This is a genomic window from Bacillus sp. BC05(2025) (assembly GCF_056725905.1).
Genome location: NZ_JBWYRA010000013.1, coordinates 77,077 through 100,645 on the forward strand (window position 1 = coordinate 77,077; position 23,569 = coordinate 100,645).

General features: G+C 38.0%; 22 protein-coding genes. 12 read left to right on the forward strand and 10 right to left on the reverse strand.

Annotated elements, in window-relative coordinates; translation table 11 throughout:
- The first annotated feature begins 17 nt into the window (after positions 1–17).
- Positions 18–1,778 carry a phosphomethylpyrimidine synthase ThiC gene (gene thiC, locus ACZ76X_RS26060; protein ID WP_306186511.1) on the forward strand — a complete coding sequence of 587 codons (1,761 nt, stop codon included), beginning with the start codon at positions 18–20 and terminating at the stop codon, positions 1,776–1,778.
- Positions 1,779–1,931: 153 nt separating this feature from the next.
- On the opposite strand, the gene ACZ76X_RS26065 is transcribed toward thiC, so the two are convergent.
- From ACZ76X_RS26065 to cydA, 3 genes are all read right to left on the reverse strand, one after another.
- Positions 1,932–3,290, reverse strand: a complete 1,359-nt coding sequence (locus ACZ76X_RS26065; RefSeq protein ID WP_342716360.1) for an arsenic transporter — start codon at positions 3,288–3,290, stop codon at positions 1,932–1,934.
- A 372-nt stretch (positions 3,291–3,662) separates the two neighbouring features.
- Complete coding sequence (locus tag ACZ76X_RS26070; RefSeq protein ID WP_001979387.1) at positions 3,663–4,688, reverse strand: cytochrome d ubiquinol oxidase subunit II; 1,026 nt, start codon at positions 4,686–4,688, stop codon at positions 3,663–3,665.
- Positions 4,681–6,036: a cytochrome ubiquinol oxidase subunit I gene (cydA, locus tag ACZ76X_RS26075; RefSeq protein ID WP_098238600.1), complete on the reverse strand. Its 1,356-nt coding sequence runs from the start codon at positions 6,034–6,036 to the stop codon at positions 4,681–4,683. The genes ACZ76X_RS26070 and cydA overlap by 8 nt, the downstream gene beginning before the upstream one ends.
- A gap of 256 nt (positions 6,037–6,292) precedes the next feature.
- Here cydA and ACZ76X_RS26080 point away from each other — a divergent pair, with 256 nt between their 5' ends.
- Together ACZ76X_RS26080 and ACZ76X_RS26085 are read left to right on the forward strand one after the other, a co-directional pair.
- Positions 6,293–6,442 (forward strand): hypothetical protein, encoded by a 150-nt coding sequence (locus tag ACZ76X_RS26080; RefSeq protein WP_002174240.1) that lies wholly within the window; start codon positions 6,293–6,295, stop codon positions 6,440–6,442.
- Between the two features lie 91 nt (positions 6,443–6,533).
- Positions 6,534–7,619: a transcriptional regulator gene (locus ACZ76X_RS26085; protein ID WP_342716358.1), complete on the forward strand. Its 1,086-nt coding sequence runs from the start codon at positions 6,534–6,536 to the stop codon at positions 7,617–7,619.
- 59 nt (positions 7,620–7,678) lie between these two features.
- On the opposite strand, the gene ACZ76X_RS26090 is transcribed toward ACZ76X_RS26085, so the two are convergent.
- Positions 7,679–8,563 (reverse strand): LysR family transcriptional regulator, encoded by an 885-nt coding sequence (locus ACZ76X_RS26090; protein ID WP_479852142.1) that lies wholly within the window; start codon positions 8,561–8,563, stop codon positions 7,679–7,681.
- Positions 8,564–8,698: 135 nt separating this feature from the next.
- On the opposite strand from ACZ76X_RS26090, the gene ACZ76X_RS26095 reads away from it, so the two are divergent.
- On the forward strand, positions 8,699–10,699 hold the full coding sequence (locus tag ACZ76X_RS26095) for a YhgE/Pip family protein (protein ID WP_479852143.1): 2,001 nt from the start codon (positions 8,699–8,701) through the stop codon (positions 10,697–10,699).
- A 39-nt stretch (positions 10,700–10,738) separates the two neighbouring features.
- Here ACZ76X_RS26095 and ACZ76X_RS26100 read toward each other — a convergent pair whose 3' ends face one another.
- The 3 genes from ACZ76X_RS26100 to ACZ76X_RS26110 form a co-directional block, all read right to left on the reverse strand.
- Positions 10,739–11,119, reverse strand: a complete 381-nt coding sequence (locus ACZ76X_RS26100) for a VOC family protein (RefSeq protein WP_479852144.1) — start codon at positions 11,117–11,119, stop codon at positions 10,739–10,741.
- A 42-nt stretch (positions 11,120–11,161) separates the two neighbouring features.
- The gene (locus tag ACZ76X_RS26105) at positions 11,162–12,319 is read right to left on the reverse strand and encodes an acyltransferase (protein WP_479852145.1); all 1,158 of its coding nucleotides are present in this window, start codon (positions 12,317–12,319) and stop codon (positions 11,162–11,164) included.
- Between the two features lie 207 nt (positions 12,320–12,526).
- Complete coding sequence (locus ACZ76X_RS26110) at positions 12,527–13,744, reverse strand: dicarboxylate/amino acid:cation symporter (RefSeq protein ID WP_000649373.1); 1,218 nt, start codon at positions 13,742–13,744, stop codon at positions 12,527–12,529.
- Between the two features lie 223 nt (positions 13,745–13,967).
- Here ACZ76X_RS26110 and ACZ76X_RS26115 point away from each other — a divergent pair, with 223 nt between their 5' ends.
- The 3 genes from ACZ76X_RS26115 to ACZ76X_RS26125 are packed head-to-tail and all read left to right on the forward strand — an operon-like array spanning position 13,968 to position 15,913.
- Positions 13,968–14,270 carry a lactose/cellobiose PTS transporter subunit IIB gene (locus ACZ76X_RS26115; RefSeq protein ID WP_479852146.1) on the forward strand — a complete coding sequence of 101 codons (303 nt, stop codon included), beginning with the start codon at positions 13,968–13,970 and terminating at the stop codon, positions 14,268–14,270.
- A gap of 14 nt (positions 14,271–14,284) precedes the next feature.
- Positions 14,285–15,586: a PTS cellobiose transporter subunit IIC gene (celB, locus tag ACZ76X_RS26120; RefSeq protein WP_000617770.1), complete on the forward strand. Its 1,302-nt coding sequence runs from the start codon at positions 14,285–14,287 to the stop codon at positions 15,584–15,586.
- 9 nt (positions 15,587–15,595) lie between these two features.
- Positions 15,596–15,913 carry a PTS sugar transporter subunit IIA gene (locus tag ACZ76X_RS26125; RefSeq protein ID WP_000379634.1) on the forward strand — a complete coding sequence of 106 codons (318 nt, stop codon included), beginning with the start codon at positions 15,596–15,598 and terminating at the stop codon, positions 15,911–15,913.
- 109 nt (positions 15,914–16,022) lie between these two features.
- Here ACZ76X_RS26125 and speD read toward each other — a convergent pair whose 3' ends face one another.
- Both speD and ACZ76X_RS26135 read right to left on the reverse strand, forming a co-directional pair.
- Positions 16,023–16,394: an adenosylmethionine decarboxylase gene (gene speD / locus ACZ76X_RS26130; protein ID WP_479852147.1), complete on the reverse strand. Its 372-nt coding sequence runs from the start codon at positions 16,392–16,394 to the stop codon at positions 16,023–16,025.
- 27 nt (positions 16,395–16,421) lie between these two features.
- Entirely contained in the window at positions 16,422–17,507 is a 1,086-nt protein-coding gene (locus ACZ76X_RS26135) for a polyamine aminopropyltransferase (RefSeq protein WP_479852148.1), read from the reverse strand.
- Positions 17,508–17,907: 400 nt separating this feature from the next.
- Here ACZ76X_RS26135 and ACZ76X_RS26140 point away from each other — a divergent pair, with 400 nt between their 5' ends.
- The 5 genes from ACZ76X_RS26140 to chbG all read left to right on the forward strand — a co-directional run bounded on the left by ACZ76X_RS26140 (position 17,908) and on the right by chbG (position 22,276).
- On the forward strand, positions 17,908–18,210 hold the full coding sequence (locus ACZ76X_RS26140; protein WP_001023563.1) for a PTS sugar transporter subunit IIB: 303 nt from the start codon (positions 17,908–17,910) through the stop codon (positions 18,208–18,210).
- A gap of 16 nt (positions 18,211–18,226) precedes the next feature.
- On the forward strand, positions 18,227–19,534 hold the full coding sequence (gene celB / locus ACZ76X_RS26145) for a PTS cellobiose transporter subunit IIC (protein WP_001168822.1): 1,308 nt from the start codon (positions 18,227–18,229) through the stop codon (positions 19,532–19,534).
- 183 nt (positions 19,535–19,717) lie between these two features.
- Complete coding sequence (locus ACZ76X_RS26150; protein WP_000989055.1) at positions 19,718–20,041, forward strand: PTS lactose/cellobiose transporter subunit IIA; 324 nt, start codon at positions 19,718–19,720, stop codon at positions 20,039–20,041.
- A gap of 3 nt (positions 20,042–20,044) precedes the next feature.
- Positions 20,045–21,370, forward strand: coding sequence for a 6-phospho-beta-glucosidase (gene celF, locus ACZ76X_RS26155; protein ID WP_000145750.1), 1,326 nt, complete (start codon positions 20,045–20,047; stop codon positions 21,368–21,370).
- 201 nt (positions 21,371–21,571) lie between these two features.
- Positions 21,572–22,276 carry a chitin disaccharide deacetylase gene (chbG, locus tag ACZ76X_RS26160; RefSeq protein WP_479852149.1) on the forward strand — a complete coding sequence of 235 codons (705 nt, stop codon included), beginning with the start codon at positions 21,572–21,574 and terminating at the stop codon, positions 22,274–22,276.
- Between the two features lie 41 nt (positions 22,277–22,317).
- On the opposite strand, the gene ACZ76X_RS26165 is transcribed toward chbG, so the two are convergent.
- On the reverse strand, positions 22,318–23,499 hold the full coding sequence (locus ACZ76X_RS26165; protein WP_479852150.1) for a chromate transporter: 1,182 nt from the start codon (positions 23,497–23,499) through the stop codon (positions 22,318–22,320).
- Positions 23,500–23,569: the final 70 nt, after the last annotated feature.

Sequence of the window (23,569 nt, forward strand, 5' to 3'; positions counted from 1 at the left end):
GGGGGGCAACAAAGGTTATGAAACAATCTGTTTCATCTGAGCAAATTGAATTGAAATCGAGTTTACCGGGAAGTAAGAAAGTATATGTGGATGGGCCACGCGCGGGTATGAAAGTGCCGATGCGTGAGATTGAACAAAGTGAAACGAACGGCATTCCGAATCCGCCAATTCGTGTATATGATACGAGCGGTCCTTATACAGATCCTGCGTATAAAGTGGAGCTGGAAAAGGGGTTGCAGGCGCCGCGCCACTCTTGGATTCTAGAGCGCGGGGATGTAGAAGCATACGAAGGGCGCGAAGTGAAACCAGAGGATGACGGTGTGAAGGTAGCTTCAAAACATACACCTGTTTTCCCGCAAATGGGTCGCAAACCGCTTAGAGCGAAGCAAGGTGCAAATGTTACGCAAATGCACTATGCACGTAATGGCATTATTACGTCTGAGATGGAATATGTTGCGATCCGTGAAGGAGTAGAGCCTGAGTTTGTTCGTAAGGAAATCGCGGAAGGTCGAGCTATTTTACCAGCAAATATTAACCATCCGGAAGCAGAACCGATGATTATTGGACGTAACTTCCATGTGAAGGTCAATGCAAATATCGGAAACTCTGCTGTATCCTCTTCTATCGCAGAAGAAGTAGAGAAGATGACGTGGGCAACGCGCTGGGGTGCAGATACGATTATGGATTTATCTACAGGTAAAAATATTCATACGACACGTGAGTGGATTATTCGTAACGCGCCTGTACCAGTTGGAACTGTACCAATCTATCAAGCGCTGGAGAAAGTAAATGGAATTGCAGAAGATTTAACGTGGGAAGTGTATCGTGATACGTTAATTGAGCAAGCGGAGCAAGGCGTTGATTACTTTACAATTCACGCGGGCGTATTACTTCGCTACATTCCGATTACTGCAAAGCGTACGACGGGTATCGTTTCACGCGGTGGTTCGATTATGGCACAGTGGTGTTTATTCCATCATAAAGAAAACTTCTTGTATACTCATTTTGAAGAAATTTGTGAAATTATGAAGCAGTACGACGTTTCGTTCTCTCTTGGAGATGGATTACGTCCAGGTTCGATTGCAGATGCAAATGACGAAGCGCAATTCTCTGAACTTGAAACACTTGGTGAATTAACGAAGATTGCTTGGAAGCATGATGTGCAAGTGATGATTGAAGGACCTGGGCATGTACCGATGCACTTAATTAAAGAGAATATGGAGAAAGAACTTGATATTTGTCAGGGTGCGCCGTTTTACACACTTGGGCCATTAACGACAGATATTGCACCAGGTTATGACCATATTACATCCGCAATTGGAGCTGCGATGATTGGCTGGTTTGGAACGGCAATGCTTTGCTATGTAACGCCGAAAGAACATTTAGGTTTACCGAATAAAGATGATGTACGCACGGGTGTTATTACGTACAAAATTGCAGCGCATGCGGCTGATCTGGCGAAAGGGCACAAAACGGCTCATCAGCGTGATGATGCACTTTCAAAAGCTCGCTTTGAATTCCGTTGGCGCGATCAATTTAATTTATCTTTAGATCCTGAACGTGCGATGGAATATCACGATGAAACATTGCCAGCAGAAGGCGCGAAAACAGCTCATTTCTGTTCTATGTGTGGACCGAAGTTTTGTAGTATGAGAATTTCACATGATATTCGGGAATATGCAAAAGAAAATGATTTAGAAACGACAGAAGCAATTGAAAAAGGAATGAAAGAGAAAGCGAAAGAATTTAAAGAAACAGGTAGTCATTTATACCAATAACATGTTACACCTCTTTACTTGATTGATCACACTGTAGTACCTAACTTAAATATAGAAGAAGCCCGCTTTGCTAAGACGGTAGCAAAGCGGGCTTCTGTCGTTTATCCCACTTTAATGGGCAGTAATAAGACCCCCACTGATTAAAGTTTCACTTTATAAGGCGAAGAAGAGATGTACCCAGTAGAATAAGAGGAATAATGTGACGACTGTAGTGAGTGGAATAACGATAAGGGATACACTTAAATAGTCTTTCCATTTTACTTTAATTTTGTTTTGTTTCAGGATATACATCCATATGAGGGAAGCTAGCGTACCGATTGGTAATAATAGTGAACCGATGTCACTACCAATAATGTTTGCAAGATAGATCGTTTTTAAAGTGATTGGATCTAGTCCCATTTCTGTTAATGTGATTGTCCCAATCATAAGTGCAGGGTGATTGTTGAAGACGTTGGAGAGGAGGGAGACAAGTCCGCCCATTGCAAAGCTAGCATAGAGTAGATGTTGACTTACCACTGGCTCAAGCCAATTTACAAGCGCCGCTGTTAATCCTGCATTATGAAGCCCGTAAATAATGACATACATAGAGAAAGCGAAAATTAAAATGTGCCACGGTGTCTTTTTCAAAATGTCGACAGGATTCGTTCGTAAGTAGTACCATCTCCAGATGAGAAGAATGAGTGAACCGAGTACGGCAACAATTTCAATTGGGATGGATAAGAAGGATGCAACGAATAGAAGACAGCGCATAAGGAAGACGAAGCCTAATACTTTTAGCATGAATCTTGTCCGTTTTTGTTTCGTATCAACTGAATTTTTTCCTTTTAACGGATGGAAGTTTTTTGTGAAGAATATTTCTTCGATATCATATGAAGAAACAGGTAATTTTTTTGGTAGCTTTTTCTTTAACACTGTATACATAAGCCATGACATAAACAATAGTCCTAATGTTGCAGGTACAAACATCATAGCAGTATGCATATAAAGAGTCATATTCACGATATTTAATGCAATTAAGTTTACGATATTACTTACACCAATTGGTGCACTAGATGCAGTAGCGATTAAAGCACCGCTTAATAAATAGGGGATTTGTTGATGCGGTTTTAATTGAAGGTTTTTTAGAAGAAGAATTAAGATTGGAGTTGTAATTAAAATACTACCGTCATTATTAAATAAAAGAGTCATAAGAAAACATAATAATTGAATATACCAGTATAAACGGCGACCAGAGCCTTTTGCTAAGTTTGCAAGTTTCGCCGCGGACCAGTGGAAGAAGCCAAAGCTTTCTAATATAACCGCCATAACGATGGTCGCTAATATTGTTATAGAGGCACCGCCAATTTTACTAATAATGTCTATGACGTCTGGTCTTGATACAAGTCCAGTAATCAAGATAATGCCAGCGCCAATTGCTGCCGGCCACGCCTCATTTAAACCACGGGGTCGCCAAAAGATAACAATCATCGTTAAGAAGAATACAATAATAGTAATCCATATTTCAATGCTCATATTTTACCTACCTTTCTACTTTTCCTTAAACCAATGTAGCTTGTCTCAAGGTTTGTATTAGTAGTATATTCAGCGAAAAATAGGAAGAACTAGACATATAATGGAATAAAGTGAATATGTGTTTTTCAAGCGAAAGGACAAGTGTCACGAATAGTGAAATAACTATTGTGAGAGGTGTCTATAAATTAGTGGGGCAGTAAGATAGTAAATAGAAATTATATAGGCAATTATTGAGATATATCAGCAATTTTTAAAATATATCGGCGTAACTCAAAATATATCAGTGATTTTTAAAATATATCAACTTGTCGAAAAAACATGACAAAAGGAGCCCATCCCAATATGATTTTTGGGACAGACTCCAAGGATGGATTATTTTTCCTTTAAAAAAGTTCGATCCTTCAAGAATAAATTCCAGAAGAAAATAAATCCTGGTAATAAAATTGCAATGCCAATTGCATATAGAATAAGCAATGCATAGAATGTTTCGACCGTTGTAAAGCTTGTAAATACAGTTACATCAGGATAAATAATATACGGTAAATGTGCAACACCGTAAGCGTAACTTGCAAATGCATATTGAGCGATGACTGCTAAAACTGCAATACGAGGGTATCCTAGTGAGTCATACTTCTTGTTTGTCCACCAAAGAGAAGAGTACCCGATAACGAATAAAACGATAGAAACTGTAAACCATGGGAATTGCTTTATGAGTCCTTGCATAAGCCAGTGTGTTTCCGGGTCCATTACAACGAGGGCGATAATCGCCGTAACGAGTGTTGCAGGGCCAAGGATGATGGCGTTTCTTCTATAAATTCTATACGAATCTTCTGAACCTTGCTCTCTCGCAAAATCAGCAAGAAAGAGAGAAGAGAGAAATAGTTCCGAAGTTAGCCCAAAGAGCATATAACAGTAGATCACTGGGCTAGAAAGAAGCTTTCCATACAGGAGTACTTCTTTTCCTTCAGACATTGTAATATAAGCCCCCTCTGTAACGGGTAAAACGGTAATTAATAAGGCTGGAATTAAGAGCCCGGTAATACCTGAAATAACCCGAAGAAGATACTGATACTTTGGTACAGAGTAAGCAAATACCATGAATGTACTGCGAATTGCAATGAGTATTAAAATTAACATAACTGGTACGAACATGACTGTCGCAAGGGTGAAAGCGGCTTTCGGAAAGAAACCGAGAAAAGCGACAACAACAAAGACGAGAAATGTATTTGTTACTTCCCAAGTTGGTGATAAGTATCGGTTGGCAAGCTTAGCAGCGAGCGTTGGATGTTTTGCGTATACCATGCCCCAAAAACCTGCCCCAAAATCGATGGACCCCAAGATACTATAAACGAAAATAAGAGCCCATAAGATGATGATTGCAATACTTTCCTCATGCACGAGAATCGCCTCCTTCGTGATGTAAATCATTTGTAAGCGGATGTTTCTTAAAGAATGTCCGTAGTACAAAAACAGTTAAAATACCGAGTCCAATATATAAAATGATGAATAAAATAAATAAAGGACCGACAAAATCAGCGCGTGTAGAAGCGTCGACTGTACGTTGCATACCATAAATAGTCCACGGTTGACGACCACTACAGCTAAAAATCCATCCAAATTCAATGCCGAGCATCATAATTGGTCCACATGCGGCCGCTCCCCAAAGAAGCCACTTCGGTAATTCTGCGCCTTTTTTTCGGTAAACAAAGTACCAATATAAGAGGGCAATTGCTGCAACTGCAAAGGTGAAGGCAGCGGTGCCAACCATTAAGTTGAATAGTGTATGTGTGTAAAATGGTGGCCATGTTTCTTGTGGGAATTCATTTAGTCCTTTTACGACGGTGCTAGGGTCTAGTCCCACTAGTAGGCTAAGCATGTTCGGAATTTCTAGTGCATAGTTTAGTTCAAGTGTGTTAGGATCTACAACGCCGCCAATTGATAACGGTGCATGTGATGTCGTTTCAAATAAAGCTTCAGCAGATGCGAGTTTTTCAGGGGAATGCTTATGTAAGGCAATTGCCGATTCGTGTCCCGAAAGCCACATCGTAGCCCCTGTAATAAATGTCACAACGAGTCCTAACAGCAGTCCTTTTTTATGATACGCCACTTCACGCTCACTTAAATTTTTCTTTAATAATTTAAATCCAGCGATAGAGGCAATGACAGCAGCTCCAGTTGCGTAGGCTGTAATCACGACATGGAATGCGCTCGTGCCAAAACTCGGATTAAAGAAAGCTTTCCAAGGATCAACGTTAAAAACGGATCCATCTGGCCCCATTGAAAAGCCTGCTGGTGTATTCATCCATGTATTTGCTGATGTAATAAGCACGGCAGATGCCGTGGCACCAATCATGACGAAGAATAATGAGATTAATCTCATGAATGGAGGTAGTTTGTCAGCTGCGTATACATAAATGGACATGAACAAAGCCTCTAAAAAGAAGGCAAAAATCTCAATTTGAAAGGGAACAGAAATAACCTGCCCAACAATTTTGGCAAAACCAGGCCAAAGAAGTGAGATTTGCACACCAACGATTGTTCCAGTCGGAATTGCTACACCGAGAAGGATGGCGAACGCTTTCGTCCATCTTTTCGCCATAATGGCGTAATCGGAATCTTTCTTCCAGTGGTAGAGTATTTCACTTATAAAAATCATTAATGAAAGTCCCACGCCAAGTGTTGCAAAGATAATGTGGAATGCTAATGAAGAACCGAAAAATGCTCTTGCTAATGTTACCGTATCCATATGTAAACTCCTCTTCTTTTTTGCCATTATTTTCTGATTGAATTGGAAGATTTATTCAAAAAAACTACCAAAAATATATATGTATTTAAAAAGTGGATATGGTAACATAATGTTTGAATATTCTAAAAAGAAAAAAGTTAATGTTTAATAATATTTTGTTTGTTTTTTAGTAAGGAATATTTTATAATCTTTTATGCGAACATAAGTTCTTTTTTTCCGGGGTGAAGAAGTTTATGTGAAATGGAGAGGATGTTTTATGTATCCTGAAGTCATTAAAAAGATGGCATTTTCAAAAGAGCATAGAGATTTATTATTGAAGCTGTATAATAAAGAGATTACGCGTCGTGAATATGATCGACTTGTGGAATCGCTATATAGACCTTCTAAAGAGGCTTGTGAGGGATAGAGGAACGGGAGACAATCTAATAGATTGTCTTTTTTAATTTTACGTATGTTCTGGTAAAATTAAGGCTAGCCTTATTAGGGAGGTGAATAGATTGAGGAAACGTTTATATATAGGGGTTGGAGTTGTTCTCTTAATCGCTTTAGGTGGAATTGTATTTTGGTCAGCTATACAAGGAAACCGTACAGAACATTTTATTTTGAGACATATGGTGAATGAAAATGGGACGCTTGCTACATATCGTTTAGCGGATACAAAGGCAGGAACGGGTGAAGCGAAGGGCCGTGAAGCTTTATCGGAATCGGCAGGGCTATGGCTACAATATACACTCGATAAAGACGATCAAGCGTTATTCGATGAACAAGTTAAGGTTATTCAAAATAACTTTGTACATAAGGATCAAATCGTTATATGGAAAATCTCTGAAAAGGGAGAAATACAGTCTGCTACCAATGCACTTATAGATGATCTTCGTATTATAGAACAATTATATCGTGCTTATGAAATGTATAAGGAAGAGCGTTATAAAACCTTGGCAGATCAATTGAGCGATGCTGTAATTCGTTATAATAAGAAAGGTAATTATTACGTTGATTATTATGATGCAGATGCAGGAAAACAAAATAACTTTGCAACTACATCATACTTAAATCCGCACGCATTCTCTTATATGAAGAAGTACGGTAAAGTTTCTGCTCAGCAATATCAGGAAGTCGTTCAATTGTTAGCGGATTACCCAAGGCATGGCTGGGCATTCCCGAAAGAGTATAAAGAAGATGGTACATTTACGTACGATAAAGAAGTGAATTTAATTGATCAATCATACGTTGCCTATCACCGGAGTCTAGGTGGACTTTCATCAGATGCTTACTTGGAATTTATAAAGAAGAAATTTCAGGAGGATGGAAAGCTATACGGCCGTTACAATTTAGAAACGGGAAAACAAACTGTGAATTATGAATCACCAGCGGCTTACGGATTAACGATTATGTACGTACTACAAACAGGTGATACAAAGTTTGCAAAGGAACTATATGATCATATGGTTACATTTCGAAATGATAATGTATTTAGTAGATATTACGGTGGATACGTAACGGGTGAAAATAATAATACGCATATTTTCGATAACGTATTGCCACTTTTAGCGGAAATGGAATTGGAGAAGAGTAAGAAATAGAAGGTGCCATCCTTTTGAGGGGGCACCTTCTATTTATATCGTTATTTATCGATGTAATTTTACGTCCTAATATTAGAGAAGTAGTCAATCACGAATTCACGAAATTGCTGAGCAGTTTTCGATAAATAGCGTTTTTTCGACCAACTTAAGCCGATAGTTCGCTCGCAATTCGGTTCAATAATACGTAACTTATTTAATGCTAAAGTAGAGTTTTTTAATAAAGTTAAACTTGGGACGAAAGCGATGCCGAGACCTTGCTTAATAAGGTCGCTAATTACGGTTGGTTCATCTACTTCAAAAGCGATATGCGGAGTGAAACCAGCTTCCTTGCAAAATTCATCTGTTAAGTGCCGAAATCCGTAACCAGTGTTCATACTAATAAACGATTCGTTTTTTACTTCATGCAGGTGAATACTGTTGCGTCCTGATAAACGATGACCTGAAGGGACGACTAAGAAAATTTCTTCTGTAATAAGTGGTTCCCACATAATTTCCTCGCCTTCAATTGGCACAGAAGAAATGCAAAAGTCAATTTCTATATTATCTAGTTGTCGTTTCATAGAAGGAGTAGATGCGAGAAACTGTTGGAAACGAACGTTAGGATGTTCTAGTAAAAAAGAACCGAGTAGTTCTGGTAATATTCTCGGAATAGAAACTGCCAGTGTAATAGAGCTTTGTTGTAATTCAGCTAAATCTTTAATTTCTCGTTCACCTTCACTTAATTCATGAAAAATGCGCTCTACTCGTTTTAAAAATACTTTCCCAAAAGAGTTTAATGTAATCTGTCGACCTTGGCGATCAAATAGCGGGACGCCTAAGTCTTTTTCTAATCTAGCAATTGTTTTGCTGAGCGAAGGTTGTGCGATATGCAATTCCTCAGCCGCTTTTGTCATATGTTCTAATCGTGCGACTGTCTGAAAGTATTTTAGTTGAAGAAGTTCCATTTTGACTCTCCTTTCTATAGACTAAAAGGAATGAATTGATAATTAAAGATGTATTATACAGTATGAAAAGTGGCGTGTATAGTAAATCTGTTAAACCATTGTAATGGTGTGAAATTAGGAGAAGGAGTATGTTTCATGAAGGGAATTCAACTTATATTTAAAGATTGGAAAGCGATGTGGCACCATAAACATGGACGTATCGCTTTAATTTTTTTATTAATCGTTCCTTTAATTTATTCAGGATTCTTTTTAGCTGGATACTGGGATCCATATGGGAAATTAGATAAATTACCTGTTGCGATTGTAAATTTAGATAAGGGTGCTGCGATGGATGAAAAAACAATTCATGCAGGAGACGATTTTGTAAAAAATTTAAAAGAGAATAAGGAACTAGCTTTTCATTTCGTATCAAAAAAACATGCTGATGAAGGGTTGAAAGAAGATAAGTATTATATGGTTGTTACGATTCCAGAGGACTTCTCTCAAAAGGTAAGTACACTAATGGATGAGAAACCAGAGCCAGCGCAGCTTCAGTACAAAGTAAATCCGGGTAAAAACTTTGTAGCAGCTCAAATTGGAACGACAGCTGTTGAAAATATGAAAACAAAAATTTCAAATAGTATTACGAAATCTTATACAGAAGGTGTCTTTTCAAAGTTTCAAGACTTAGCACAAGGATTGAGTGATGCAAGTAATGGGGCTGAGAAGTTACATGAAGGAACGACAGATGCAAAAAATGGGGCCAATCAGCTTGCAGATGGTATTCATCGTTTAAATGAAGGGACATCAAAAGTGAAAGAGGGAAGTGAAAAACTTGCTGCTAGCCAATCAGCCTTAACTGGCGGAGCAAACGAGCTAAGCCAAGGAGCAAATTCGCTTCATAGCGGGATGGAGTTATTGGTGCAAGGTGAAAAAACTTTACAATCAGGGGTTAGTGAATTAAGTGCTGGTACAAATGAATGGATGAACGGAAGTGAGAAACTTGCTGAAGGGCAAGTGAAAGCGGACAATGCAGCAAATAGTGTAAAGCAACAATTAGAAGAGTACGTGAAAAGTCATCCAGAAGTGCAACAAGATCCTGCCTTTCAAAAGATTATTGCTACTTCTAATGGATTAGCTAAAGCAACAAATACTTTAAATAACAGCCAACAACAATTGACACAAGGTGCGCAGAAGCTTGCGGATGGTCAGCATAAGATTGAAGAAGGCATGAATACATTCGGAGTTAAGTTAAATGAGGCTACTACTGGAACGAAAAAGCTTGCAGATGGTGCTGCAAATTTAGCTAATGGATTTACGAAGTGGGGAAGTGGATTTACATCATTACAAGAAGGTGTAAATCACCTTGCGAGTGGTGGAACAGAGCTAAATCACGGTGCTGATCAGTTAACGAACGGACTTGTTAAACTTGACGATGGCGCGAAAGAACTTTCTACGAAATTGGGAGAGGGTGCAGAGAAGATAGCGGATGTTCGCAATGATGATGCACGCAATACGATGTTCTCAGAGCCAGTTCAATTAGTGAAGTCGACAGTTTCTGATGTACCTAATTACGGTTCAGGTATTGCACCATATTTCTTATCACTTGCATTTTATGTTGGCGGAATTATGGCATCGAATATTTTACCTCTTGGCCGTAGACAAAATATGAAGGTAAGCGGAACGGTACATTTTATTAATAAACTAGGATTGGTATATGTAATTGGACTTATTCAAGCATTACTAGTAGATGTGGTTGTGCTAGGAGCTATGAAATTAGAAGTTGCAAGTGTGCCACTCTTTATCTTATCAAGTATTGTTATTTCCTTTACGTTCATGACATTTATTCTCATGTTAGTAACGGTATTTGGTCTCGTTGGAAAGTTCTTAGCGGTAACACTTCTCGTCTTGCAATTAGCGACGAGCGGGGGTACTTTCCCAGGAGAATTAAATATAGCTATTCTTAGCAAGATTGGACAATTTCTCCCAATGTCCCATTCTCTTAGAGGGCTACAAGATGTGATTTCTTTAGGAGATTGGTCGCAATTACAAATGCAAATTTTAATATTATTATGCTATCTCGTTGTTGCCGGCGGAATTGCTTGGATCACGAGTCATATACAGCATAAGGAAACGAATGCAGAACAAGTTTCTTAAAATGAAAGAAGCTATCCGTTTTTTCGGATAGCTTCTTTTTTATTTGCGTTCCATTACCGCAAAATAATTATTTTCGTTATCAGCAAAGTTGAATGCTCTACCTGTAGGTAAATCTACAACTTGTCCAACTGTAACGTTTTTCTCAGAAAGATCTTTATACAGTTGATCTAAGTTATTAGAGAAGAACATAAGTGAAGGCGTATGTAAGTTTAATTCAGGTTGCATCTTCGCAATTAACGCTTTATCGTGAAGGACGATGCTTGTGCCTGCATCTTTCGTTGGAGCGATTTCAATCCAGCGAAATCCTTTTCCGTTATTTTCTTCACCGATGATTTGGAACCCTACTTTTTCTGTCCAAAATTGCACTGTTTCGTCTTGGTTATTTACATATAACATAATTTGTCCAATTTGATTAATCATAGGTGTGTCCTACTTTCTTTTCTTGTATGGAATTCTATTATATCAAAGATATGGTTTGAATACTTTTTCATGATTTTTCCGAAGTACAATCTTCGCCCATTTCATATTTGTCCTAGGAGAAGGGCCCGTAATCCACGTATGAAGTGGTAGTGTACTGCAAATGACCATTGCTGAAATTGAGATTGTGGCCGTTATTGTAAATAATAATAGGCTATATAATATTGTGTTTTCTTGCAGTGTGAATAAAGAAAGAAATTTTGTACATAGTTGCAAGAAGAAAAAGTGAGCTAAATAAGCACCATATGTGTAATTCCCGATAAAGCGTAAAGCTTTATATAAGAAACCGCGTCGCTGTACGATTGTAATAGACAGCACGTAAAGTATAATAATCTCGCATACGATATATAAAAACATAGACGGTTTTAAATAAGTCGAAACGGTTAAATGAATAGAGTTTGCTCCGTAAAAACTAAATAACTCATAATTGATGAATAAAAATAAGATAAAAAATAAGATTGTAATAAGAGGAATATGTTTTATGACAAATGTACGCCACGCTTTTAGTGCGACAGCAGCGATTCCTCCCATGACAAAATAGAATGAGTAGAAGAAGAAGGAACGGTCTGTATAATGCAAAATGGTTGAGCTAGTCAATTTCTCTCCATTAAAAATGTAGTGAGAAGAATACCACATTAAGAGGAAATATAGAGAAGCAAAGACGGTCATATATTTATATATGTCTTTTTTATTTTCTGTTCGTTTTTGAAACCAATAAAATAGCGTGCATAGCAAAGGAAACAATAAGTGAATTTGGAACATCATAATTACGTACCAAAGATGGGGTGCTGCTGTTCCGAGTAATAAACTTTTTATTCCGCTTTGTAGTGTAATCATATCGTTTGTTGTTAATAAGTAAAGAATAGACCAGAAGAAATAAGGGATGAGTAAATGTGCGGCTTTTTCATAAAGATATTCTGTGTAGGCTAGTTGCTTCGTATATTGCCGAATTAAGTGAAAGCCGATGATAAATATGAATGCAGGTGCTGAAAATTTTGCAAGGTTAAATAGCATGCCCATAATGAGGGATTGCTCAAGTAAAACATTTCCTTGATTCATTGTATATAATAAGGAACTTTGCAAAACGACAGCAAGGAATGCAATGCTTTGCAAAACTTTAAATTCTGGTGCGCTTTGGGTCATTAGGTCCATCTCCTTTTCCATACATGATTATAGTACGGAGAATGGATAATGAGTGTGGAATATTTGTGAAGGTTTTAACAAATTTGTGGCGGAATAGATTATATCGACGATTTTTTCAATATATCGACGTTTCGACAAGGGATATCGACTTATCAACAAATAACGACAAAAAGAGGATGCTCAAAACGAGCATCCTCTTTCTATTTATTAAGCAAATTTGTTTTTGATCCAGTTCTTACCTTCTACAAGGCGAGCTGTCATTACGGCACAAGCGTTATCTGCTGTTACGTTTAACATCGTTGCAGGAGGATCAATGATTGTACTGATTGCTGCGATAATTGGTAATGCTTCTGGCGGGAAGCCATATAAAGAAACGATTAACATTTCACCAATCATACCGCCGCCTGGAATAGCGCCCATTACTGTTCCTACTAATAGAGAAACAACAAGTGCGATTGCTAATGTTTTCGGTCCTTCGAATTCCATGTTGAAAATACCGAATAAGAAAGCGATCTTTAATACGCCGCCTAAAACAGAGCCGTCTTTATGAAGTGTAGATCCAAGAAGGACAACTGTTTCACGAACGTCAGACGAGATACCCATTTTCTTCGTTGCTTCCAAGTTCGCTGGAATACTAGCAGCACTACTACAAGTTGCAAGTGATGTAACTGTAGGAGAGACCATATTTTTCCAAAATACTTGTACACCTTGTTTGCGACCTGCAAGGTATGCATAGAACGTGAAGAATACAAAGAAGTAAATGAGAGACGCTGGATAGTATACCATTGCTGCTCGGAAGTAAGTTCCAAGAAGTTGTGGTCCAAATTCACCAACTAATGCTGCGAAGTAAGCAGCAAGTCCGATTGGAGCGTAGTACATAATGAAAGATACAACTTTCATTGAAATTTCTGCACCAGCTTGTAAGAATGTAGCGAATGGCTTTCCTTTTTCACCAACTGCTGAAGTTGCAACCCCCATTAAAATAGAAAAGAAAATAAGAGCTAACATATTTTCACGAGATAGTAACTTCGAGAAGTCAGATACTGTTAGAATACCGACAATTTGATCTGCAACACTAACTGCTTTTTCAGCTTTGTCAGGTTGTGTTAGTTCTAATACAACACCTTGTGCTGGCGGGAATACCTTCACGACAATAATCATAAAAATAGCAGCTAAAATACTTGTAAATAAGAAAGTCCCAGCCATACTAGACATAATTTTACCGAAACGTTTTAATCCATCCATATTAGCAATAGATGATGCAATGCTAAAGAACACTAACGGTACAACAATCGTAAACATTAAGTTTAAGAAAATGTCACCAAGCGGCTTTAAAGCAACTGCATCGGCACCCATGAAATAACCAATGAAACCACCAATTAGGATAGAAGATAATAAAATAAGTGGAAAGCGATATGCCTTCATAAATATATCCTCCTATCAATAAAAAAAATCATACTGAATTATTATAGCGAGTTAGCGTCCTCTTTACTAGGAGAATAATGATAGATGGAATAGCGTGAAAACCGAGAAATTTTTGTTTTTAAGCTCGGCATACAGCAGGAAATCTAGACATATATATTTGTAACCTAGTGGTGGCAAAGGATGCGCCGTAACTTAGGTTTGGAAAAAGGGGGAGGGAAAAGGGATGAATATTTTACTTTGCTGTGCAGCGGGAATGTCTTCCAGTTTAATTGTTACGAAAATGGAGAAAGCAGCAGAGGCAAGAGGGATAGAGGTAAAGATTTGGGCAGTATCAGGTTCTGAAGTAAATAGTCACATAGATGAAGCTGATGTACTTTTACTTGGACCACAAGTACGTTATTTATTACCGAAAATGAAAGAGTTATGTAAGGAGAAGGGAGTACCTGTTGATGTCATTCAATCTGTCCATTACGGGCTTTGTAATGGGGAAGCAATCCTGCAAGCAGCTTTGTTAATGAAACCATGAGGAGAGTGGGATAGATGATACGGTTTTTAGAGAAATATGTAATGCCAGTAGCAGGGAAGGTTGCAGAGCAGAGGCACTTACTAGCAATTCGTGATGGACTTGTATTGACGATGCCTTTCTTAATTATAGGATCATTTTTCCTCATCATTAGTGCTTTACCAATACCAGGTTATAATGATTTTATGGCCGGTTTGTTTGGGGAGAATTGGCAGAGGGCTTTGGGGTATCCAGTTAGTGCAACTTTTAATATAATGGCTTTAATAGCTGTTTTTGGAATCGCTTACAGGCTTGGAGAATATTATAAAGTGGACGCTTTAGCATCCGGGGCATTGTCGCTTGTGACATTTTTACTTGCGACGCCATTTCAAGTTGCATATATTATACCAAGTACAAAAGAGAGTGTACTTGTAGAAGGTGCTATCCCAGCTGCATTAATGGGAAGCCAAGGGTTATTTGTAGCAATGATTATTGCACTTATATCTACTGAGCTTTATCGGTTTATTGTACAAAAAAAGATAATTATAAAGATGCCAGAGACAGTTCCGCCAGCTGTGACACGTTCATTTGCCGCACTTGTTCCAGGATTTATTGTTGTAACGGTTATTTGGATTTTACGCTTAATTATAGAAAATACTTCTTTTGGCAGTATCCATAATATTGTAGGGCAAATTTTACAGGAACCACTTAGTGTACTTGGTGCTAGTCTTTGGGGCGCAATAATAGCTGTTATTCTCGTTCATGTTCTTTGGTCATGTGGAATTCATGGAGCTACTATTGTTGGTGGTGTAATGAGTCCCGTTTGGTTGTCGTTAATGGATCAAAACCGAATTGCTTACCAAGCAGGGCAAGATATACCAAATACGATTACTGCACAGTTTTTTGATTTATGGATTTATATGGGCGGATCTGGTGCAACGCTTGCTTTAGTTGTAGGAATGTTATTATTTGCCCGAAGTCAGCAATTAAAAAGTATAGGTAGATTGTCAATTGCGCCTGGTATATTTAATATTAATGAGATGGTAACTTTTGGGATGCCGATTGTCATGAATCCAATTTTATTAATCCCATTTATATTGGTTCCAGTTGTGTTAACAATTGTTTCTTACTTTGCAATGGAATGGGGATTAGTTGCTCGTCCGAGCGGTGCTGCTGTTCCTTGGACGACACCAATTCTATTTAGTGGATATTTAGGATCAGGTGGGAAAATTTCAGGTGTTGTTTTACAACTTGTTAACTTTGCGCTTGCATTCTTCATTTATTTACCGTTCTTAAAAATATGGGATAAACAAAAAGTGGCGGAAGAAAAGGGGGAGTAAAGAACTAAAATGGATACGATAGAAACGAAGGCCTTTCACTTAATCTTGCATGGGGGAAATGCGAGAAGTTGTTCAATGGAAGCAATTGATTGCGCAAAGCGTGGAGAGTTTACAGAAGCAGAAGCTAAATTACAAGAAGCGTTAGAGGAATTAAAAGAGGCGCACCGTGTACAGACGGATCTCATACAGAAAGAAGCTGGTGGGGAAAAGACCGAAGTTACCCTTTTGATGGTGCACGCACAAGATCATTTAATGAATGCAATTACGGTGAAGGAATTAGCGAGTGAATTTGTAGAATTATATAAGAAGATGTCAGTAGCTGAATGAACCTTGCGTATGCAAGGTTTTTTATGTATGTGTCTGTACCATCAGTGGAGTGTTCGTTCCACTGATGGTATTTACAATCCTCCTTTTTAGAAATGAGTAAGGGTGGTATTTAATCGGTAGTAACAATCTTCCCTATACCACGGATTAGCTTTTTTATATGCATCTCATTTGGTTTTAATATACTTACGATATAATCAATCGCTATTTGCGGTTCAACGGTCGTACCGCACGTGTAACAGTCAATGGCTGCAAAGTTTTTTTCTGGATAAGTGTGAATAGAAAGGTGGCTTTCAGATAGTAAAACTAAAACAGTAACGCCATGCGGATCGAATTCTTTTGCACTTACGTTTAAAACATGGGCACCAGAGCGATTAGCAGCGGTAACTAAATGATATTCTAAAAAGTGAACATCATCTAATAGAGAAAAGTCCACTCCCCATAAATCTACTATTATATGCTTACCGAAAGTAGAGTATTCCATAAGGTAGCACTCCTCACTATAATATCGTTAAAATTCCATTTCCTTTTTGTAACATTGATGTAGGATAAGGTTCGATTCTGAATTTAAAAGAGCGAGATTACGTTGTTCTAAATGTTCTTCTTTAAATTGAAATAAAGGAGAAAGAAGAGAAGGTAATGTTCGAGGAGTTGGCACAACATATAATTGCTCAATTTGATCGAGTACATAGGCAGAGTTAGCAGCAATATGAAATCCCCAGTCAGTTCCGAAAGAAGGAACGATCGTATGATAACTTTTCACAGTCAATCCAGCATGTTCAATTGTATTACCGATACACCAATAAACAAGTGGTGCATCAGCAGGAGAATTAGATTGGCAGACGAATGCTCCATCTTCTGTTAAAAATGTAGCTATACGAGCAAAAAGTTCGCTTGTATATAAAGTACTTAACAACTCTGTTGCTGGATCTGGAAAATCAATGATGATTACATCGTATAAAGAGGAAGGGGAATTCAGAAATTCTTTTGCATCACATACGTGTGTGTTCACACGATTATCAAAAAATGCGCTTTTGTTCAAAGAAACTAATTCAGGAACGTTACGAGCCATATCAATCATCGATCCATCTAAATCAACAAGGTCTACATGTAGCACATTTTCATATTTCAAAACTTCTCGTAAAGCAAGACCATCGCCACCACCTAATATGAGAACACGTTTTGGATCAATTACTTTTGACATAATTGGATGAACAAGTGCTTCATGATAAATTTGCTCATCAACGGAACTAAATTGTAGTTGCTTGTCCAAATATAAACGAACATCGCTTACTTGTAACAAATTAATATTTTGGTAATTACTTTGTTCTGCAAATAAACTTGTATGTTCACCAGCTTGTATTTCCTTGAGAGAAATTTCATCCCATATATCTAAGTTGTGTGAACTTGTTTCTATTATAGGTTCCAATTGTTCTTGCTTGTCCTGCTTGTTCTGTTTATTTTGCTTGTCCTGCTTATTTTGTATTTCTTGCTGTTTTAGTTCAAATTTGTCAGAGTCTAATTCAGAGCGCTTGTCTTTTTTATAGCTAGTTATTCTATAAATCTTTATTTTTTTCTGTTTTCTATGTTTTGGCATAGGAATCCCCTTTCGAATTGTGTTATTTTACTCTATTCTATGTAATCTAGTAGAAGCTGCTTGGACAATAGAGAGAAGAGTGGGTTTAAGAGAGGTTTATTTTTTATTAGATTTTCATTCTAAAAAAATTTTTTAGTGTTTTTTTATTTTAAATACAACTAGACAACTAAACACTAATCTATTTTCATACAGTTATGTGTTAAAAGCGTGTTGTTTTATAACACACTGTGTGTTTTTTGAGTGACACACTAATTGAAAGCGTTAACACACAAAGAAAATGCTCGAAAAAGCACTGATTTTAGTGGTTTTAAAAAGTTGGCACGCTAATTGCATTAATAAATAGCGTAAAGAAAAATAAATAAAACATAAATTTTTTATACTACACAAGGGGGATTTTCAAATGAATATTTTATTATGTTGCTCAGCAGGGATGTCTACAAGTTTACTAGTTACAAAAATGGAAGCGGCTGCAAAAGCTCGCGGTCTAGAAGGAAAGATTTGGGCTGTATCTGGGGATGCAGTAAAAAACAATATCGATCAAGCAGATGTATTATTACTAGGACCACAAGTTCGTTACATGCTTTCTTCAATGAAAACGCTTGCTGATGAGAAAAACGTTGGAATCGACGTTATCAATCCAATGCACTACGGCATGATGAATGGAGAAGCAGTTTTAGATCACGCGTTAACACTTAAAAAATAATTAGGGGGGAAGCGAAATGCAAAAGTTTATTGCATTCATGGAGAAGTATATTGTTCCTGTCGCTGGTAAAATCGGATCGCAACGTCACTTAGCTGCGATCCGTGATGGATTTATTGCAGTTATGCCACTTATTTTAGTTGGTGCACTGGCATCACTAATTAATGGTTTTCCGTCTGAAGCTTTCCAAGATTTCATGAAAGGGTTATTTGGTGAAACGTGGAAACAAGTTGGCGGTGGAATGTGGACTGGTTCTTTCGCGATTCTAGCACTAATCATAGCATTTACAACAAGTTATAACTTAGCAAAATCTTACGGCGTTGATGGTTTGTCAGCAGGTATTATTTCATTTGGTGCGTTAATTATTCTTACGCCAACAACACCGAAAGAAGGCGGATTGAACTTAGCTTGGACAGGTGCACAAGGGTTATTCGTAGCAATTATTGTGGCGCTCCTTGTTACTGAGGTATTCCGTTTCTTTGTACAACGAAACATTACTTTTAAAATGCCTGATGGAGTACCACCGGCAGTTTTAAGATCTTTCGCAGCTATAGTTCCAGCTTTTGTTATCTTAACAGTAGTTGCAGGTATTCAATTAGCAGTGAAATTAGCTGGTACAAGTGTTCATGAATTTATCTTTAATACGATTCAATCACCACTGCAAAGTTTAGCAGGAACATTACCAAGTGCAATTGTTATTGTATTACTTGTTCATCTTCTTTGGTTCTTCGGTTTACATGGTCCAAATATCGTTGGTGGTATTATTGAGCCATTATACTTACCGGCATTAGAGAAAAACATGAAGCTATTCCAAGGTGGCACATCTGCATTTGATGTTCCAAACATTGTTACAAAACCATTCTTTGATACTTTCGTATATCTTGGTGGTTCTGGTGCAACATTAGCGTTCTTAGTAGTGGTATTACTTGTAGCGAAAAGTGCACAATTACGCGGTGTATCTCGCTTATCAATTGGGCCAGGTGCATTCAATATTAACGAACCAGTAATCTTTGGTACACCAATTATTTTAAACCCAGTTTTATTCTTACCGTTTATCATAACACCAATTGTATTAGTAATAACTTCTTATACAGCTATATCTATTGGATGGGTACCAAAAACAGTAGCGATGATTCCATGGGCAACACCACCAATTATTAGTGGTTATCTTGTAACAGGTGGACATCTTTCAGGTGCAATTCTACAGTTATTCAACTTTGTAATTGCGATGGTAATCTACTATCCATTCGTTGTATTATGCGACCGTTCTGTTGTTCGTACTGAAAAAGCAGCAGCACAAGGAAATAACAACTCTGTACCTATGTAACATAGTAATTGTTCTCACAGATAACATAATCTGTGAGAACAATTATCTTTATATCATGTTCAAAAAGATGAAATCCATCTACAAGAACACCAAACTATCATTCATAAAATAATAATGTAATAGAAATGTTCAAACTGAAGGGGTATGTAAATCGGTTGAACCATAATAGAGAGGGCGGTAATTATGATGACTACAGCAGAACAAATTCCATTTCAATTAATTTTAAATAGTGGTAATGCACGAAGCTTTGCGATGGAGGCACTTCAATTTGCCAAACAGGGGAAAATGGCAGAGGCTGATGAAGCGATGGTGAAGGCGAAAGAAGCGATTAATGAAGCGCATCATTTCCAAACAGAGCTCATACAATCAGAAGCAAGAGGAGAAAAAACAGAGGTTAGTGTCCTTTTAATTCACGCACAAGATCATTTAATGAATGCGATTACAGTAAAAGAATTGGCGGCAGAATTTATTGACCTTTATAAAAAATTAGAAGCGAAAGGGGAATAAAGCATGACTGGAATTAAAATTGCTACAATCGGCGGTGGATCTAGTTATACACCAGAGTTAATTGAAGGATTTATTAAACGTTATGATGAGCTTCCTGTTCGTGAAATTTGGTTAGTAGATATTGAGGCAGGAAAGGAAAAGTTAGAAATCGTTGGTAACTTAGCAAAACGTATGGTGAAAAAATCTGGTTTACCAATCGAAGTACATTTAACGCTTGATCGCCGCGAGGCATTAAAAGATGCTGATTTCGTAACAACGCAGCTTCGCGTAGGTTTATTAGAAGCTCGTGCGAAAGATGAAGCAATCCCATTAAAATATGATGTAATCGGTCAGGAAACGAATGGTCCTGGTGGTTTGTTCAAAGCGCTGAGAACGATTCCTGTTATTTTAGATATTTGTAAGGATATGGAGGAGCTTTGTCCGAATGCATGGTTAATTAACTTCGCGAACCCAGCAGGTATGGTAACAGAAGCTGTCCTTCGTTATACAAATATTCAAAGAGTAGTTGGTCTATGTAATGTTCCAATCGGAATTCGCATGGGTCTTGCAAAATTACTTGAAGTAGATGCAAGTCGTGTTCACGTTGATTTCGCAGGTTTAAATCATATGGTATACGGATTAGACGTATATTTAGATGGCGTAAGTGTAATGGATCGTGTGTTAGAGCTTGTAACAGATCCAGAAAAGCAAATTACGATGGAAAATATTGCAGCGCTTAACTGGGAGCCAGACTTTATTCGCGGCCTTCGCGCAATTCCGTGTCCATACCACCGTTATTACTACAAAACACGTGAAATGTTAGAAGAAGAGAAAGAAGCTTCAGTTGAAAAAGGTACACGTGCAGAAGTAGTAAAACAATTAGAAAATGATTTATTCGAGTTATATAAAGACCCGAACTTAGATATTAAACCACCACAATTAGAAAAACGTGGCGGCGCTTATTATAGTGACGCAGCATGTAGCTTAATTACGTCTATTTATAATAATAAAGGTGATATCCAGCCTGTTAATACACGAAACAATGGAACAATTGCAAGTTTGCCACATGATTCGGCTGTTGAAGTGAACTGTATTATTACGAAAGAAGGTCCAAAACCAATTGCAGTTGGAGATCTTCCAGTACCAGTTCGCGGTTTAGTACAGCAAATTAAATCATTTGAGCGCACAACAATTGAAGCTGCTGTTACAGGGGATTATCATAAAGCGCTGCTTGCTATGACAATTAATCCACTTGTACCATCAGATAAAGTGGCAAAACAAATTTTAGATGAAATGTTGGAAGCACATAAGGAATATCTTCCACAGTTCTTCAAAAAGGTAGAGAAATAAAGCGGCGCTATTTAGCCCGCTTTTTTTATTCTATCCCACTTTAATGGGCAGTAAGACCCCTACCTCAAAATTCAGCGAAAGCAAAGAAATTAGGTGGGGGTCGGGCTGCCCATTAAAGTCCGATTGGTGAGGGCTAATGATCAGTGGGGGGTGAAGAAAACCCCCACTGATTAAAGTTTCACTTTATTAGGAGGTATTACGATGATTAAGTTAATTGTAAACGCAGATGATTTCGGTCTTACAGAAGGTACAAATTACGGCATTATTGATGGGCACATAAACGGACTTGTAAATTCAACGACGATGATGATGAATATGCCGGGAACAGAGCATGCAGTACGTTTAGCGAAAGAACATAACCTACTCGGAGTAGGCGTACATCTCGTATTAACGGCAGGGAAACCACTTCTTGGAGACGTACCATCACTTGTAAGTAGAGATGGATTGTTTCATAAACAAAGTATCGTATGGGAAGGGAAGATAAAACCGGAAGAAGTCGAACGAGAATGGACTGCTCAAATTGAGAAATTCTTATCTTACGGATTAACACCAACTCATTTAGATAGTCATCACCATGTGCACAGTTTACCGATTTTGCACGATGTTCTTGAGAGATTAGCGGCTACATATAATGTTCCGATTCGTCGTTGTGAGGAAGAGCGAGCAGTACGCCCGTTTTCTGACGTATTTTACAGTGACTTTTATGCGGATGGTGTGACGGAAGATTACTTTGTGAAGTTAAAAGAAAGAGTACACGGTGAACAAACGGTAGAAATTATGGTTCATCCAGCGTATATTGATCCAGAGCTTGTGAAGCGTTCTTCTTACGTAATGGATCGCGTGAAAGAATTGCGTATTTTAACAGAGAGTGAATTGCCTGAAGGAATAGAGCTTGTGAAGTTTTAATAGAAAAAACGACGGTTATATCATGCCGTCGTTTTTTCTATTTACAAAATGGATAGAATATATCCGCCAAAGGCTCCGAGTATAACGATAACCCAAGGTGGTGTTTTCCAAAAAGCGAGCAAGCAAAATAGAAGAGACGCAAAAACAAAATCTACAGCGTTCATAATTGTGCTTGTCCAAATAGGATCATAAAAAGCGGCAATTAAAATACCAACAACAGCGGCATTGACTCCAAGTAGTGCGCCTTGTATGAAAGATATTTTTCTCACACTGTTCCAAAATGGTAAAACACCAATAACGAGCAAGAAAGCAGGAAGAAAAATCGCAATTGTTGCAAGTATTGCCCCAAGCGTCCCGTTTAGCACTGCTCCTATATAAGAGGTGAATGTAAATAGTGGTCCTGGCATTGCTTGTGTTAATCCGTATCCAGCTAGGAACTGTTCTTTCGTCATCATTCCGTTTTGTACGAACTCACCTTCAAGAAGAGGTAGCACGACGTGTCCGCCTCCAAATACAAGTGCACCAGAGCGATAGAAACTATCAAATAAAGCGATGTAATAAGAGAACGGTCTTAATATTGGTAGCAGTAGTAACAGCCCGAAGAATAAGATAAGACAAGAAACTGCTATCTTTTTTGAAATACGTACTTTTATATGTTGAGATTGGCTAATCGGTTGGTTGCGATATAAAAACCAGCCTATAAAGCCAGATATTATAATAAGGGTGACTTGTGTCCAGCTGCTGGGCCATAATAAGGCGATTGCGGCAGTTACAATCGCAATCGTCGCACGATTTCGGTCTGGCGTTAATTTTTGTGCCATTCCCCATATGGCATGAGCAACAATAGCGACTGCTACAAGTTTTAGCCCATGAATCCAGCCAGCACTTCCAAGATTGAGCTGATTAAGGAATGAGGCAAAGAAAACTAAAACAAGCACAGACGGTAAAGTGAATCCAATCCATGAAATAATAGCTCCTAATATCCCGCCTCTTAATAATCCAACCCCCATCCCGACTTGGCTGCTAGCAGGGCCAGGAAGGAATTGACATAGTGCTACTAAATCTCCATAGCTTCGTTCATCCATCCACTTTCTTTTTTGTACATATTCGTGGTGGAAATAGCCGACATGGGCGACGGGGCCACCAAATGAAGTAAGTCCTAATTTAAATGAAACGAGAAAAATCTCTAATAATGTGTGAAAAGTGTATTTGTTTTTTTCCAAAACAACCTCCGAAAATGTGTTTCCTAAATGAATTATACAGGAGGTAGTAACGCAAAAGGAACGATTGTAA